Origin of the sequence: Serratia sp. MYb239 (assembly GCF_002966855.1) — a bacterium.
Lineage (GTDB): Bacteria > Pseudomonadota > Gammaproteobacteria > Enterobacterales > Enterobacteriaceae > Serratia_B > Serratia_B rhizosphaerae.
On record NZ_CP023268.1, the window covers coordinates 1,271,744 to 1,287,379 of the forward strand.

Sequence of the window (15,636 nt, forward strand, 5' to 3'; positions counted from 1 at the left end):
TCACTGACCTGAGTCAGCTCATCGGGATTTCTTCCCTTGCCGCCTGCCTGCAACTCTAATTATTTAGGGTATATACCCGCGATACTTAAAGCTGCAGGTGCGTTGGCTGCGCTCAGTCACCCGAATCACTGACCTGAGTCAGCTCATCGGGATTCCTTCCCTTGCCGTCTTCCTGCAACTTGAATTATTTAGGGTATGCCAAAGGAAAGACTGACCGCTAACGCCGTGTCGCCAGCTGGTTCAGCGCCTGGTCGATCGCCTGGCGCAACAGTTGACGATCGTGGCGGTAAGGAATATCGCTGGCTTCCAGATTCTGCTGAATCACCAGACGATCCTGTACCGATTGCGTATTGGTCTGCGGGCCGACGATCAGCGCGTCGACCATGACACGGCCGATTTTCGCCTCCATCAGCGCCAGCTTGTCGCGCAGCGACAGCGAGGCGGCGGCGACGCTCAGCTCTTTACCCAGATTGTCGATATAGATCATGCTGGCGCTGCTGCGGCGCAGGGCGCGGGCCAGATCCTCAAGCAGCAGCAGCGGCATCAGGCTGGTCAGAAAACTGCCCGGCCCAATCAGGATCAGGTCCGCCTGCGCGATGGCCTCCATGGCTTCGCGGGTGGCGTTGACGTGCGGTGACAGCATCAGCTCCTGCGGCATATCGGTAAGCTGATCGACGTTCACTTCACCGTAAACGTGGTTGCCTTCGTGATCGTGCGCCATCAGATCCACCGGCTGCTCCGACATCGGGATCAGCGCCGCATCCACCTTCAGCAGATTGCGGATCAGATTGATAGCCTCCAGCGGGCGTACGCTGAGGTGATCCAGCGCCTTCAGCATCAGATTGCCCAGGTTATGGCCGGCCAGTTCGCCGTTGCCGCTGAAGCGGTATTCAAACATCGCGGAAGCGACGCTGGGCTCGGTAATCAGCTGGTTGAGGCAGTTGCGGGTATCGCCCCAGGCGATGCCGCCTTCCGAGCGACGGATGCGGCCGGTGGAGCCGCCGTTATCGGTGGTGGTGACGATGCCGGTCAGACGCGAACCCAGAGAAGAAAGCGATGACATCACGCGGCCAAGGCCGTGGCCGCCGCCTAATGCGACGACGCGGTCCAGATCGGCCAGGGTACGATTACGCATAACATTCCTTATACCCGACGTTATGTGGACGCCGCAGGTAATATTAATTTTTTATACCCATCATATTTTAAGCTACCGGCGTGTTGGCTGCGCGCAGTCACCCGCATCACTGACCTGAGTAAGCGCATCGGGATGCCACCTGCCTGTAACTCGAATTATTCAGGATATATATAACGGACAGATAATCGGCATAAAGTAGCGGATTTGAGTGAAAAAGGCGAAAAAGAGTGTGATTCGGGTGATTTTAGTCAATTCCGCTGGCTGAGCGGCGGTTATGATAGGCGCACGGCGTTCAATAGCCTAAAAGCGCTATATACACAATTACATAGCGAAACGGCGCGTTGGCTATTCGCCGCGTTTAGCGCTAGAATTTTGCTGAAAACCACGGTTTCATTGCGGTTGCTGCGGCAATTCGCGTTGAGATCACAACTCCTAGCCCCTGCGCCTACGTCGTTTTGCGATATGGCGCCCGGGCCGTGGCGAAGTCAGCCACCAGGGTGCGAGATAGAAATGTCCGCATCTCCCGTATTTGGAAAGGTGTTATGGTGCCCCAACTTACCGATGCTTTTGAGCGCAAGTTCTATTACCTGCGCCTGTCGATTACCGACGTGTGCAACTTCCGTTGCACGTACTGTCTGCCGGACGGCTACCAGCCGAGCGTCAGCCCCAAAACCTTCCTGTCGCTGGATGAAATCCGCCGCGTCAGCCGTGCGTTTGCCGAACTGGGCACCGAAAAGGTGCGCTTGACCGGCGGCGAACCCTCGCTGCGCCGCGACTTTACCGAGATCATTGCCGCCGTACGGGAAAACCCGGCGATCCGTCAACTGGCGGTCACCACCAACGGCTACCGGATGGCGCGCGACGTGGCGCGCTGGCGTGACGCCGGTCTGACGGCGATCAACGTCAGCGTCGACAGCCTGGATGCGCGCCAGTTTCACGCCATTACCGGTCAGGACAAGTTCCGCCAGGTGATGGCGGGCATCGACGCCGCCTTCGAGGCCGGCTATGACAAGGTGAAGGTGAACGCGGTGCTGATGCGCGACGTCAATCACCAGCAGCTGAATACTTTCCTGGCCTGGATTAAACCGCGGCCGATCCAACTGCGTTTTATTGAGCTGATGGAAACCGGCGAGGGCGGCGAGCTGTTTCGCCAGCGCCACGTTTCCGGCGAGGTGATCCGCCGGCAGCTTGAACAGCAGGGCTGGCAGCGCCAGCCGCGCGGCCGCAGCGACGGCCCGGCGCAGGTGTTCCGCCATGCGGACTATCAGGGGGAAATCGGCCTGATTATGCCGTATGAGAAGGATTTCTGCGCCAGCTGCAACCGGCTGCGGGTTTCCGCCATCGGCAATCTGCACCTGTGCCTGTTCGGCGAGCAGGGCATCCCGCTGCGCGACCTGCTGGCGGAAGATCGCCAGCTGGAGGTGCTGAAACAGCGCATCCAGAGCGGCCTGCTCAGTAAGAAGCAGACGCATTTTCTGCACCAGGGCGACAGCGGCATTACGCAGAATCTGTCGTTTATCGGCGGCTGAGTCCGCCGTATCTTCAGGGAGCATCCTCTATGAGTCATGCCAGCAGTGAATTTCTTGCGGCGCGTATCGCCGTTCTGACCGTTTCCGACAGCCGCAGCGCCGCGGAGGATACCTCCGGCGACTATCTGCAGCAGGCGGCGCAGGAGGCCGGGCATCAGGTGGTCGCGCGCGCGCTGGTCAAAGACAATATCTATCAGATCCGTGCGCAGGTTTCGGCCTGGATCGCCAGCGACGAGGTGCAGGCGGTGCTGATCACCGGCGGCACCGGTTTTACCGCGCGCGACAACACGCCGGAGGCGCTGACTCCGCTGTTTGACCGCCAGGTGGAAGGCTTCGGCGAACTGTTCCGCATGGTGTCCTACGAAGAGATTGGCACCGCCACCATTCAGTCGCGCGCGGTGGCCGGCATCGCCAACCAAACGGTGATTTTCGCTATGCCGGGCTCGACCCGAGCCTGCCGCACCGCCTGGGAGCGCATTATTGAATCGCAGCTGGACGCGCGTAACCGTCCCTGCAACTTCCAACCCCATTTAAAGAAATAACGCCATGAGTCAGTTAACCCACATTAACGCCGCCGGCGAAGCCCATATGGTGGACGTCTCCGCCAAGGCGGAAACGGTGCGTGAAGCGCGCGCCGAAGCCTTTGTCGAGATGCAGGCGGCGACGCTGGCGATGATCGTCGAAGGTCGTCATCACAAAGGGGACGTGTTCGCCACCGCGCGCATCGCCGGCATTCAGGCTGCCAAACGCACTTGGGAGCTGATCCCGCTGTGCCACCCGCTGATGCTCAGCAAGGTGGAGGTCACGCTGGAGGCGCAGCCGCAGCATAACCGGGTGCGGATTGAAACCTGCTGCCGCCTGACCGGCAAAACTGGCGTCGAGATGGAAGCGCTGACCGCGGCGTCGGTTGCGGCGCTGACCATCTACGACATGTGCAAGGCGGTGCAGAAAGATATGGTTATTGGCCCGGTGCGGCTGCTGGCGAAAAGCGGCGGAAAATCCGGCGACTTTGAGGCGGCATCATGATTGATATTCTGTTTTTTGCTCAGGTGCGGGAGCTGGTCGGCACCGATAAGCTGCGTTTGCCGGCGGAATTCGCCACCGTCGAGTCGCTGCGTCAGGCGCTGTGTCTGCGCGGCGATCGCTGGGCGCTGGCGCTGGCGGCCGACAATTTGCTGCTGGCGGTGAACCAGTCGCTGGTGGCGGCGGAACACCCGCTGAGCGCCGGCGATGAAGTGGCGTTCTTCCCGCCGGTAACCGGAGGCTGAGGGTGGACAACAGTCGTATTCGCGTCCAGCGCGCGTTATTTAATGTCGGCGAGGAGTATGCCTGGCTGGCGCAGTGTGATGATGACGGCGCGGTGGTGACCTTTACCGGCAAGGTGCGCAATCACAATCTGGGCGACAACGTCAGCGCCCTGACGCTGGAGCACTATCCCGGCATGACCGAAAAAGCGCTGGCGGAGATCGTCGTCGCGGCGCGCGAACGCTGGCCGCTGCAGCGGGTCAGCGTGATCCACCGCATCGGCGAAATGTTCCCCGGTGATGAGATCGTGTTTGTCGGCGTCACCAGCGCCCACCGCAGCATGGCCTTTGAGGCCGCCGAATTTATCATGGACTACCTGAAGACCCGCGCACCGTTCTGGAAGCGTGAAGCCACCGAGCAGGGCGAACGTTGGGTTGAAGCGCGCGACAGCGACCAGCAGGCGGCAAAACGTTGGTAAATCAACGGTAAACGGCGGCAATAAATCCACACTTTTGCTCACGGCCGCCGCCGATATTCTGTGATACGCTTATTACAGGTGGGGGAATGGCCCTCGTACAGTTGTTTCACAAGTAAAAGGTAACCGTCATGGACCGATATCCACGCTCCAATGGTTCTATCGTCGAACGCGCCGGCAGCGGCATTCAGGCCTATATGGCGCAGGTGTACGGCTGGATGACCTGCGGCCTGCTGCTGACCGCCTTCGTCTCCTGGTATGCGGCCAACACGCCGGCGATTCTCAACTTCATCTTCTCCAGCCAGATTACCTTCTTTGGCCTGATTATCGCCCAGCTGGCGCTGGTCTTTGTCATTTCCGGCATGGTGAACCGGCTGAGCGGCGCGGTGGCGACCTCGCTGTTTATGCTCTATTCGGCGCTGACCGGGCTGACGCTGTCCAGCATCTTTATCGCCTATACCTACACCTCGATCGCCAGCACCTTTGTGGTGACCGCCGGGATGTTCGGCGCGATGAGCCTGTACGGTTACACCACCAAACGCGACCTCAGCGGTTTTGGCAGCATGCTGTTTATGGCGCTGATCGGCATCGTGCTGGCGTCACTGGTGAATATCTGGCTGAAGAGCAGCGCGCTAATGTGGGCGATCACCTATATCGGCGTGGTGGTGTTTGTCGGGCTGACGGCGTATGACACCCAGAAGCTGAAGGCGATGGGCGAACAGCTGAACGCCGATGATAAAGACAGCTTCCGCAAGTACGCCATCGTCGGGGCGCTGACGCTGTATCTGGACTTCATCAACCTGTTCCTGATGCTGCTGCGTATCTTTGGCAACCGCCGCTAAAGTGCCGGATGGCCGGCGGCCATCGCAAGTTATCAATATTTCTGCATAAAAGCCCTGGCAACAGGGCTTTTTTACGCCCATCCGCGTTACATAATATAAACGAATAATCAATAATACATTGACATTACTTATGTCATTGCGTTGAATAATCGCGCTACAGGATGGTAATCATTAAATTTTGTGATGATAGAAAGAGGATTTTATGAGTCAGGATAAAGAGCTTAGCCCTAAGTGGCGGGCGCGTTTTGATTTTTTTGATAGCGTCGGCGGCGATATTACCTCCCCGGAATACCGCAAGAAAATTAAAGAAATTAGCTTCTTTGGGCGCATGAAGTACATATTTAATTTCTTCGCCTTTTTCTTCGGCATTATCTATATGTGCATTCTGGGCCTGTGGAAAAAGGGGCTGGTACTGTTTGTCGGCGCTGGCGTGCTGAACGTGATTGTCGCCATGGTGGAGTATGCGAACGGCGGCCATTATGATTCGGTCTACCGTGCGTTGAATATTTGCTATGCCGGCCTTTGCGCTACGGTGGCCAACTATGCCTATTACCTGAAGGAAGTGCGGGGGATCCAGGGCTGGAACCCGTTTGAAGGCTTCAGCAAGCGTTCAGCGGCGAAAATTGCCGCCCGTCGCGAAGGGTAAAGCTGACAAAAGAGGCCGTGTTCGCGGCCTCTTGGGTTTATCCTGCCATCGTCACCGCGATGATTAACAGATACAGCGCAAACAGCACCAGCGAAAACAACAACGCCAGCGCCGCACGCCATTTCAGCGTCGATTTGAACAGCCCGACCAGCGACAGGTAAAACACTATCAGGTTGGCGAATAGGTTGATGCCTATCAGACCCAGCACCACCAAGGCCAGCCAGGCGGTAATCTCTTCCGGTTGCAGCAGGCCGATCAGACCGACCGCAGCCAGAATCAGTATATTGACCCCGGTCAGCCGAAAGGCAAAGCGGACCATATTATCGAATTCGTTATTCTTAACCTTGACGGCATTTTCCTGAGACAAATCGCGCTCTCCTTTGGCGATAAAGATAAAAACTCCCACGTAGCCTAGACGGTGGCGGGACGGTCCGCCAGTCGTCAGGCGATTTTCCGCCGGAACATGGCGTAGGCGGCGCTGCCGGTGGTGACGGTAATCACCAGTAGCGGCCACAGGCTGCCCCAGATGATGTCAAAGCTGGCGTCTTTCAGGTAAATCTGCTTGGTGATGTCGGTAAAGTGGCGGATCGGATTGGCCCAGGTCAGGTTCTGCAGCCAGACCGGCATATTCTCCACCGGCGACACGTAACCCGACAGCAAAATGGCCGGCATCATAAACACAAACATGCCGATAAACGCCTGCTGCTGGGTGGCGCACAGCGCTGAAATCAGCAGCCCGAATCCCACCAGCGACAGGCCGTACACCAGCATGGTGAAATAGAACAGCAGCAGCGAACCGGCAAACGGAATCTGGTACATAAAGATGCCGATCAGCAGCACGATCGAGGCCTGAAAGGTGGCGACGATCAGCGCCGGCACCGCCTTGCCGATAAAGATTTGCCAGGTGGTGAGCGGCGAAACCAGCAGCTGCTCCAGCGTGCCCTGCTCACGTTCCCGCGCCACCGACAGCGAGGTGACGATCATTACGCCGACGGTGGTGATCATCGCAATCAGCGACGGCACGACAAACCATTTGTAATCCAGGTTGGTGTTATACCAGTTGCGCACCACCAGCTCGCTATTGTTGGGTTTTTGCCGTCCGTTCAGCAGCTCCTGCTGATAGTCCTGCACGATCTGTTGCACATAGTTGGCGGCGATCTGTGCGCTGTTGGAGTTGCGTCCGTCGAGAATCAGCTGCAGCGGCGCGCTGTTGCCGTTGGCGATATCGCGTGAAAACTGCGCCGGAAAGCGGATCAGCAGCAGCGCGTGCTGATTGTCGATGGCGTGGCGGATCTCCTGCGGGCTGTGCAGCATCAGCACGTGGGTAAAGGCCTTGGCCTTGGCGAAGCGCTGGGTCAGTTCAACCGAGGCCTGACCATTATCTTCGCTGTACACCGCGATAGTGGCGTTGGTCACCTCCAGCGTGGCGGCAAACGGAAACAACAGCACCTGCAAGATAACCGGCAGCACCAGAATGGCGCGGGTTTGCGGGTCGCGCAGCAGCGACTGCATCTCTTTGACTATCAGTGTCCAAAGGCGATGAAACATCTCAGGCTCCTAGTCCAGACGTCGCTGGGTTTTCCAGGCGGTCAGCCCGATAAACAGCACGGCGGAGGCGATTAAAAACAGCAGATTGATCAGCAGCATGCTGCCGATATTGCCCGCCAGAAACAGCGTTTTCAGCGTGCTGACGAAATAGCGTGCGGGAATGATATAGGTGACGGCGCGCACCACCGCCGGCATGCTGTCGATCTGAAAGATAAAGCCGGACAGCATGATGGACGGCAGAAAGGCGGCGTTCAGCGCCACCATCGCGGCGTTGAACTGATTACGCGCGATGGTGGAGATCAGCAGCCCCATGCCCAGCGCGCTGATGAGAAACAGGCTGCTGATGACAAACAGCAGCAGCAGCGAGCCGCGGTAGGGCACGCCGAACACCCACACCGCCACCACCATGCACAGCAGCATGGCGAGCATGCCGAGGACATAGTAGGGCACCAGTTTGGAGAGCAGCAGCTCGCTGCGCGTCACCTGCGTCGACAGCAGGGCCTCCATGGTGCCGCGCTCCCACTCGCGCGCCACCACCAGCGAGGTGAGGATGGCGCCGATCACCGTCATAATGATGGTAATGGCGCCGGGGATAATAAAGTGCTGGCTGATGGCCGCCGGGTTGAACCAGTAGCGCATCTGCACCTCAATCAGCGGTTTGTCGTCGCGCCCGCGATCTTCGGCGCGCTGCTGCTGCCAGATCTGCCATACGCCCTGGGTATAACCCTGTACGAAGTTGGCGGTGTTCGGTTCGCTGCCGTCGGTGATCACCTGGATCGGCGCGCTGTCGAACGGCCGCGCCATACGCCGGGCGAAATCGACCGGGATCACCACCAGGCCGCGGATCTCGCCGGCCTGCATCTTGCCGATCAGCGCCTGGCGGTTATTGCTGATGGTCGGATCGATATAGGGCGATCCGGCAAAGGCGTTGACCAGATCGCGCGCTTCTTCGCTCTGTTGCTCCACCAGAATGCCGAGGCGCAGCTTGCTGGAATCCAGGTTGATGCCGTAGCCGAAGATAAACAGCAGCAGCAGCGGGATCAGAAACGCGATCAGCCAACTGCTGGGATCGCGCAGGATCTGCCGCGTCTCTTTCAGACACAGGGCGCGCACCCGGCGCCAGGAGAAGGCGCTGTCGCTGCCGATAGTAGGATTATCGTTCATCACCGCTCCTCCCGGTCGTAACTCTGCACCAGTTCGATAAACGCCTGTTCCATTGACGGGTTGGGGTTTTGCTCGTTGGCAACCCGCTGCTTCAAATCATCCGGCGTGCCGGCGGCGATGATTTTGCCGCGATACACCAGCCCGATGCGATCGCAGTATTCCGCCTCGTCCATAAAGTGGGTGGTCACCATCACCGTCACGCCCTTGTCCACCATGCCGTTGATATGCATCCAGAATTCGCGGCGGGTCAGCGGGTCGACGCCGGAGGTGGGTTCATCAAGAAACAGAATGTCCGGCTCATGCATCAGTGCGCAGGCCAGCGCCAGCCGCTGTTTGAAGCCGAGCGGCAGCGCATCCGGTGCCTGATTGATGATCGGGGCGAAGTTAAAGGCGGCGGACATTTCCGCCATTTTCTGCCGCTGTTTTTTACCGCTCAGGCCATACACGCCGGAGAAAAACTTAAGGTTCTGCGCCACCGTCAGGTTGCCGTACAGCGAAAACTTCTGCGCCATGTAGCCCAGATGCTGACGCGCCTTACTGGAGCTGGTTTTCAGATCCATCCCCAGCACCAGCGCCTTGCCGTCGCTCGGCACCAGCAGGCCGCACATCATTTTGAAGGTGGTGGATTTGCCGGCGCCGTTGGGGCCGAGCAGGCCGAAAATCTCGCCGCGCTTCACCTGAAAGTCCACATGATCGGTGGCGGCGAAGTCGCCGAACTTTTTCGTCAGGTTCTGCGCTTCAATCACGGTTTCCGTGCTGTCGCCGCTGACGGACGGCATAATCGCCGCCAGCGCGGATTTGCTGTTCGGCCCGCCGCCGAGCAGATCGATAAACGCATCCTCAAAGCGCGGTTCTGCTTCGCTCAGCGCGACGTCGGGAATATTAAGATCCTGCAGCACCTGCTGATGATCGGCGTCCGGTTTCAGGATCAGCCGCAGGTATTTGCCCTGGATCACGCCGTCGGTCACCGTCGGCAGACAGATCGCCTGTTGCAGCAGCGCGCGGTGACTGCCGGCCGGCGCCGCCAGCAAAATGCTGCGCCCTGCCATGCGCCGGGTCAGCGTCTGCGGCGCGCCGCTGAACAGCAGCTGGCCTTCGTTCAACAGCAGCACTTCGCGGCACTGTTCGGCTTCGTCGAGGTAGGAGGTGCTCCACAGGATCAGCATGCCGTCGTTGGCCAGTTCGTGCACCATGCGCCACAGCTCACGGCGTGAAATGGGGTCGACCCCGACGCCCGGCTCGTCCAGCAGCAGCACCTGCGGTTCGCCGATCAGCGTACAGGCCAGCCCCAGCTTCTGCTTCATCCCGCCGGACAGTTTGCCGGCCAGCCGGCCGGTAAAGCGGGTGAGATCGGTAAATTCAAGCAGGCGCTGAAAAGTGGTGCGACGCGCTTCGCCGGTGACGCCGCGCAGATCGGCATACAGCGTCAGGTTTTCCATCACGGTCAGATCTTCATACAGGCCAAACTTCTGCGGCATATAGCCCAGAATGGCGTGCAGCCGGCGATCGTCAGCGATCGGGTCCAGACCGGCGACCCGCAGCGTGCCGGCGCTTGGCTTCAGCAGCCCGGCCAGCATGCGCAGCAGGGTGGTTTTCCCCGCGCCGTCCGGACCGACCAGCCCGGTAACCGCGCCGCTGCGCAGTTGGGTCGTCAGGCTGGCGACCGCCGGTTTTTCCAGATCGGGAAAGCGTTTTTCCAATCCCTCAAGATCAATGGTGTGGCCCTGTTCCATCATTTTTCCCTAAGGTTGAGAAAAATGCAGGGTGACCGGCATGCCCTGACGCAACGCGTCATCCGGGTCGCTGACGATCACCCGCAGGCGATACACCAGATCGGTGCGTAAATCGGTGGTTTCCACGCTTTTCGGCGTAAATTCGGCGGTCGGCGACACAAAACCGACCTTGCCGTGGTACGGCTTGCCCGGCCGGCTGTCGGTATACAGCGTCATTTCGCTGCCCGGCACCGCCTTGCCGAGGTCGGCTTCGCTGACGTAGGCGCGCACCCAGACCGGCTGGGTCAGCGACAGGGTAAATACCGTACTGCTGGCGCTCAGCATGGTGCCGGGCTCCACCGCGCGGGTCAGGATGGTGCCCGCCGACGGCGTGGTGAGTTGGGTGTCCTGCAGGTCCAGTTTGGACTGGGCCAGCGCCGCGCTGGCCTGCGCCAGTTCTGCTTTGGCCTGTTCAATCTCCTGCGGTCGGTTGCCGCTCAGGTATTGCGACAGTTTATCTTTCGCCGCCTGCAGATTGGCCTGCGCCTGATTGCGGGCGGTGCGCGCATCTTCCAGCGCATCGGCGGAGGTGGCCTTTTTCGCCCACAGCCCTTGCTGACGCTGTAAAAAACTGTTGGCGTAGTTGAACGCTGACAGTTTCTGCGCCACTTCGGAGCGCACCTGGGCGATCTCCTCATCACGATAGCCGGCCTGCAGCAGCGCCAGCTTGGCCTGCGCGCTGCCGACGTTGGCCTGCGCCTGCAGCAGGGCGTTCTGATACGGGCCGTCGTCGAGTTTGCCGAGCAGTTGGCCCGGCTTGACGGTATCCCCTTCGTCAACCGTCAGCGACGCCAGCCGGCCGCTGACGCGGAACCCCAGATTCACGGTGCGGATATCGACATTGCCATAGAGGGTCAGCGGCTTCGCCTGCCGCTGTTCGTAATACCAGATGCCGGCCGCCATGGCGGCGATCACTATTGCTACGACCACCACCAGGGTAACGCGTTGCTTGTTCATATCTCTCCCTGCCTATAACGGTAAAACGTCGGGGCCGTTGCCGTAACGCTGGCGCAGGCCGTTAACCAGTAAATCAATATGTTCCGCCAGCACGGCGGCGACCTGCTTTGCCTCTTGTACGCCGATCTGCCGCCAGCCGGCTTGCCGGCGGATGGTTTCCCGCGCCACGCGAAACGACAGCACTTCGCCGAGCAGCGCATGGGTGTGCAAAATCACTTTGGTGGAGCCGGCCTCCAGGCCGGTGTAGGCCGCCAGCAGTTGGCTCAGCTTACCGTGCAGCGGCGCCACCACCTGCTGGTGAATCAGCGGATAGGCGTCGGTGGGGGAGAGCTGCTCACGCGACATGATTTTGCTGAGGTTGAGCGTGTGGGTCTGGGTCATCAGCTCGCTGAAGGCCAACAGGCCGCGTTTCAGATGCTGCAGGTACAGTTCGGGGTGGCGCTGTTCGGCCGGCAGCAGCCACAGGCGGTCAATTTCGTCCGCCAGCGGTTGAAAGGTCTGCTGAATAAAGTCGGCGATCCACTGGGCGACCGCCAGATACAGGCCTTCTTTGGAGTTGAAATAGTAGGTGATGGCGGCGATATTCTGCCCGGCGCGCTGGGCGATGGCGCGGGTGGTGGCGCCCTGCAGACCGTATTCGCCGAAGACTTCTATCGCGGCGGCAATCAGCTGCTGCCGCGCCTGTTCGCCGCGTGGGTGATGATTTCCTGCAGAAGACATAGGCATGCTACCCGCAAAAGTTAATCAATCATTTGATTAACTTTAGACCTGAGCGGACAAAATGCAAGCGAAAAGCGCGGCGGATATTTTCGGGTGAATCAGCCGATTAGCGGCATAATGTGCGCTGCCCGGCGAAATTTACCTTTTCTTGTTCGACATCTGTTACAATCGCCCGCCTGGTGCACTTGCAGTTTGTGCCAATCCCTCGTGGTATGCCGGGGATATGCGAGCGATAATGCCGCTGTCCCTATGCCCCGTCTGATCATCCTCCCGGGAAACTGCACCGAACATTTGTTTAGGTTAGGGGGGAGCTGGAGCTTTTCTCTACTATGTCATTTGAAACCCTCGGCTTGAGTGCCGAAATCCTGCGTGCCGTTGAAGAACAGGGCTATCGCGAACCTACGCCGATTCAACGTCAGGCGATCCCGGTAGTGCTGGAAGGACGCGACCTGATGGCCAGCGCCCAGACCGGCACCGGCAAAACCGCCGGCTTTACCCTGCCGCTGCTGCAGCTGCTGAGCAGCAAACCGAGCGCGGTGAAAGGCCGCCGCCCGGTGCGCGCGCTGATCCTGACGCCGACCCGTGAACTGGCGGCGCAAATCGGCGAGAACGTCCGCGCCTACAGCCAGCACCTGCGCCTGCGCTCGCTGGTGGTGTTCGGCGGCGTCAGCATCAACCCGCAGATGATGAAACTGCGCGGCGGGGTGGATATTCTGATCGCCACGCCGGGCCGCCTGCTGGATCTGGAACATCAGAATGCCGTCGATCTGTCCAACGTGGAAATCCTGGTGCTGGACGAAGCCGACCGCATGCTGGATATGGGCTTTATTCACGATATTCGCCGCGTGCTGGCCAAGCTGCCGGCGAAACGTCAGAACCTGCTGTTTTCCGCCACCTTCTCCGACGATATCAAGGCGCTGGCCGGCAAACTGCTGCACAACCCGGCATCGGTGGAAGTGGCGCGCCGCAACACCGCCTCCGAGCAGGTGACGCAGCACGTTCACTTTGTCGACAAGAAGCGCAAGCGGGAACTGCTGTCGCAGATGATCGGCGAAGGCGACTGGCGTCAGGTGCTGGTGTTTACCCGCACCAAACACGGCGCCAACCATCTGGCCGAGCAGCTGAATAAAGACGGCATCACCGCTGCCGCGATCCACGGCAATAAAAGCCAGGGCGCACGTACCCGGGCGCTGGCTGATTTTAAAGACGGCCGTATTCGCGTGCTGGTGGCGACCGATATCGCGGCGCGTGGTCTGGATATCGACCAACTGCCGCACGTGGTGAACTATGAGCTGCCGAACGTGCCGGAAGACTACGTGCACCGCATCGGCCGCACCGGCCGTGCGGAACGCACCGGCGAGGCGATATCGCTGGTGTGCGTCGACGAACACAAACTGCTGCGCGATATCGAACGCCTGCTGAAGCGCGAAATTCCGCGCATCGCCCTGCCGGGTTATGAGCCGGATCCGACCATCAAGGCGGAACCGATCATCAACGGCCGTCAGCAGCGCGGCGGCCGCGGTAACGGTAACCCGGGACGCGGCAACGGTAACGGCGGCGGACAGCGCGCGGCCAACGGCGGCGGTCAGCGAGACAACCGCGGCAACGGCGCCCAGCGCGCCCGTCCGCAGGGCGAAGGCAAACCGCGCAGCGGCGCGCCGGCCCGTCGTCCGCGCCGTAGCCGACCGGCGGAGTAAACGCCCGCAGCATGCATCAGGCCGCCGTTTATCGGCGGCTTTTTTGTGTCGGCAGAGGCTTGTCTGCGCCGGGCGGCACTCGTATTATGTCTGATCTTTTTTTGCAGGGTGGTTGAATAATGCGCGTTTTACTGGCGCCGATGGAGGGGGTTCTCGACTCGTTGGTGCGTGAACTGCTGACCGAGGTGAACGATTACGATCTGTGCATCACCGAGTTTTTGCGCGTGGTCGACCAACTGCTGCCGGTCAAGTCGTTTTACCGTCTCTGCCCGGAGCTGCGCCACGCCAGCCGCACCCCCTCCGGCACGCTGGTGCGCATCCAGCTGTTGGGGCAGCACCCGCAGTGGCTGGCGGAAAACGCCGCCCGCGCGGTGGCGCTGGGCTCCTACGGCGTCGATCTCAACTGCGGCTGCCCGTCAAAAACCGTCAACGGCAGCGGCGGCGGCGCGACGCTGCTGAAAGACCCGGAACTGATCTACCGGGGCGCCAAAGCGATGCGCGCCGCCGTGCCGGCCGAGCTGCCGGTAACGGTAAAGGTGCGCCTGGGCTGGGACACGCCGCAGCACAGTCTGGAGATCGCCGATGCGGTGCAGCAGGCCGGCGCCAGTGAACTGGTGGTGCACGGTCGCACCAAAGAGGACGGCTATAAAGCCGAGCGCATCAATTGGGCGGCCATCGGCGAAATCCGCCGCCGCCTGAATATCCCGGTGATTGCCAACGGTGAAATCTGGGATTACGCCAGCGCCCGCCGCTGTATGACAACCACCGGCTGCGATGCGGTGATGCTGGGGCGCGGCGCGCTGAACATCCCCAACCTGAGTCGGGTGGTGAAATATAACGAGCCGCCGATGCCCTGGCCGCAGGTGGTGCAGCTGCTGCAAAAATATGTGCAGTTGGAAAAGCAGGGCGATACCGGTCTGTACCACGTGGCGCGCATCAAACAGTGGCTGGGCTACCTGCGGAAAGAGTACGCCGAAGCCGGCGACCTGTTCGCCCAGGTGCGTGCGCTGAAGAGTTCCGGGGAGATTGCGCAGGCGATTGCCGCCTGCGCGGCCGCTATAGCCTGATGGCGAAGTGACGCAGCAGCGCCGCGCGCCGCTGCTGCTCGTCATGCAGCGTGCTTTCCGTACGCTGATGGTCGGCGGTAATAATCAGTTTGTTATCGCTCAGCGTAATGCGCCCGTTGGCGGTGGGGCGGGAGCAGATAAGCCGCTGGGTAAACCCAGACTGCGGCGAATGGCTGTGGTAGTGGCACATGGCGTCAAACTCATCGAACTCGCGCGGCTGCAGCGTAAAGCGATACAGCGTTTTGGCATGTGAGTTGCGATCGCCGTTACGCCGCTCCAGATAAAAATAGTCGCCCTCCTGCTCCAGATGAAAGGTGCCGCTGGCCTGCGGCTGCGGCGTATCATCCAGGGTCAGCGGCGTCAGAAAGGCGTCGCCGAAGCCGACGTCCACCAGATAGGGTCGGTCCAGCGTGACGATCAGCGCCAGATGGTCAAACGGCGGGCCGAAGTGGCCGTCGCGGGCGCGCACCTCACCGGCAACCGCCGTCACCGTAAAACCGAGCTGCCGCAGCAACGCGGCGAACAGCCGGTTCAGTTCATAGCAGAAGCCGCCGCGCCGGCGGTTGATCACCTTGTCGAACAGCGCCTGTTCGCGCAGGTCGATGCCCTGATGGTAAATAATACTCAGATTTTCAAACGGCACCGCCAGCATATGGCCGTGGTGCAGGCGTTGCAGCGTGTCCAGATCCACACGCGGCGTGGCGTCAAAGGCGATGTGTTGCAGGTAGCGTTGAATATCCACGGTTGCGCTCGCAGAAAAGGGGCCAATAGCCACAACATAGCGGGCTTTATTCCCCGTCGGGAATCAATACGTGCGGTGAGTGGGAAAATGCCGCCCC

17 protein-coding genes and 1 riboswitch are annotated in these 15,636 nt (G+C 60.2%); of the genes, 9 read left to right on the forward strand and 8 right to left on the reverse strand.

All coding sequences use genetic code 11. From position 1 onward, the window contains the following. Positions 1–217: 217 nt before the first annotated feature. Entirely contained in the window at positions 218–1,135 is a 918-nt protein-coding gene (gene yvcK / locus CLM71_RS06080) for a uridine diphosphate-N-acetylglucosamine-binding protein YvcK (protein ID WP_105230196.1), read from the reverse strand. A gap of 417 nt (positions 1,136–1,552) precedes the next feature. Beyond that, positions 1,553–1,691: riboswitch (molybdenum cofactor riboswitch) on the forward strand. Between yvcK and moaA the strand changes: the two genes are divergently transcribed. From moaA to CLM71_RS06115, 7 genes are all read left to right on the forward strand, one after another. Then, entirely contained in the window at positions 1,678–2,664 is a 987-nt protein-coding gene (gene moaA, locus CLM71_RS06085; protein ID WP_105230197.1) for a GTP 3',8-cyclase MoaA, read from the forward strand. Its footprint overlaps the riboswitch before it by 14 nt. Positions 2,665–2,693: 29 nt before the next feature. Further along, complete coding sequence (gene moaB, locus CLM71_RS06090; protein WP_105230198.1) at positions 2,694–3,206, forward strand: molybdenum cofactor biosynthesis protein B; 513 nt, start codon at positions 2,694–2,696, stop codon at positions 3,204–3,206. 4 nt (positions 3,207–3,210) lie between these two features. Next, positions 3,211–3,690, forward strand: coding sequence for a cyclic pyranopterin monophosphate synthase MoaC (gene moaC / locus CLM71_RS06095; RefSeq protein WP_105230199.1), 480 nt, complete (start codon positions 3,211–3,213; stop codon positions 3,688–3,690). Further along, on the forward strand, positions 3,687–3,932 hold the full coding sequence (gene moaD / locus CLM71_RS06100) for a molybdopterin synthase sulfur carrier subunit (RefSeq protein ID WP_105230200.1): 246 nt from the start codon (positions 3,687–3,689) through the stop codon (positions 3,930–3,932). The genes moaC and moaD overlap by 4 nt, the downstream gene beginning before the upstream one ends. A 2-nt stretch (positions 3,933–3,934) precedes the next feature. Further along, positions 3,935–4,387 (forward strand): molybdopterin synthase catalytic subunit MoaE, encoded by a 453-nt coding sequence (gene moaE, locus CLM71_RS06105; RefSeq protein ID WP_105230201.1) that lies wholly within the window; start codon positions 3,935–3,937, stop codon positions 4,385–4,387. Positions 4,388–4,515: 128 nt separating this feature from the next. Then, positions 4,516–5,226, forward strand: coding sequence for a Bax inhibitor-1/YccA family protein (locus CLM71_RS06110; RefSeq protein WP_015671410.1), 711 nt, complete (start codon positions 4,516–4,518; stop codon positions 5,224–5,226). 202 nt (positions 5,227–5,428) lie between these two features. Beyond that, positions 5,429–5,872: a DUF2628 domain-containing protein gene (locus tag CLM71_RS06115; protein WP_105230202.1), complete on the forward strand. Its 444-nt coding sequence runs from the start codon at positions 5,429–5,431 to the stop codon at positions 5,870–5,872. Between the two features lie 37 nt (positions 5,873–5,909). Here CLM71_RS06115 and CLM71_RS06120 read toward each other — a convergent pair whose 3' ends face one another. The 6 genes from CLM71_RS06120 to cecR form a co-directional block, all read right to left on the reverse strand. Further along, positions 5,910–6,239, reverse strand: a complete 330-nt coding sequence (locus CLM71_RS06120; RefSeq protein ID WP_105230203.1) for a hypothetical protein — start codon at positions 6,237–6,239, stop codon at positions 5,910–5,912. A gap of 74 nt (positions 6,240–6,313) precedes the next feature. Further along, a complete protein-coding gene (locus CLM71_RS06125) occupies positions 6,314–7,420 on the reverse strand; it encodes an ABC transporter permease (protein WP_105230204.1) in 1,107 nt (368 codons plus the stop codon). 9 nt (positions 7,421–7,429) lie between these two features. Further along, positions 7,430–8,584 (reverse strand): ABC transporter permease, encoded by a 1,155-nt coding sequence (locus tag CLM71_RS06130; protein ID WP_105230205.1) that lies wholly within the window; start codon positions 8,582–8,584, stop codon positions 7,430–7,432. Continuing rightward, positions 8,584–10,317, reverse strand: coding sequence for an ATP-binding cassette domain-containing protein (locus CLM71_RS06135; RefSeq protein ID WP_105230206.1), 1,734 nt, complete (start codon positions 10,315–10,317; stop codon positions 8,584–8,586). The genes CLM71_RS06130 and CLM71_RS06135 overlap by 1 nt, the downstream gene beginning before the upstream one ends. Before the next feature lie 9 nt (positions 10,318–10,326). After that, positions 10,327–11,313 (reverse strand): secretion protein HlyD, encoded by a 987-nt coding sequence (hlyD, locus tag CLM71_RS06140; RefSeq protein WP_105230207.1) that lies wholly within the window; start codon positions 11,311–11,313, stop codon positions 10,327–10,329. Between the two features lie 12 nt (positions 11,314–11,325). Further along, positions 11,326–12,033, reverse strand: a complete 708-nt coding sequence (gene cecR / locus CLM71_RS06145; RefSeq protein ID WP_105230208.1) for a transcriptional regulator CecR — start codon at positions 12,031–12,033, stop codon at positions 11,326–11,328. 329 nt (positions 12,034–12,362) lie between these two features. Here cecR and rhlE point away from each other — a divergent pair, with 329 nt between their 5' ends. Together rhlE and dusC are read left to right on the forward strand one after the other, a co-directional pair. Further along, positions 12,363–13,730 (forward strand): ATP-dependent RNA helicase RhlE, encoded by a 1,368-nt coding sequence (gene rhlE / locus CLM71_RS06150; RefSeq protein WP_105230209.1) that lies wholly within the window; start codon positions 12,363–12,365, stop codon positions 13,728–13,730. Between the two features lie 119 nt (positions 13,731–13,849). Beyond that, positions 13,850–14,797 carry a tRNA dihydrouridine(16) synthase DusC gene (gene dusC / locus CLM71_RS06155; RefSeq protein WP_105230210.1) on the forward strand — a complete coding sequence of 316 codons (948 nt, stop codon included), beginning with the start codon at positions 13,850–13,852 and terminating at the stop codon, positions 14,795–14,797. Here the strand turns inward: dusC and CLM71_RS06160 are convergent. After that, positions 14,787–15,539 (reverse strand): arylamine N-acetyltransferase, encoded by a 753-nt coding sequence (locus CLM71_RS06160; protein ID WP_105230211.1) that lies wholly within the window; start codon positions 15,537–15,539, stop codon positions 14,787–14,789. The genes dusC and CLM71_RS06160 overlap by 11 nt on opposite strands. Positions 15,540–15,636: the final 97 nt, after the last annotated feature.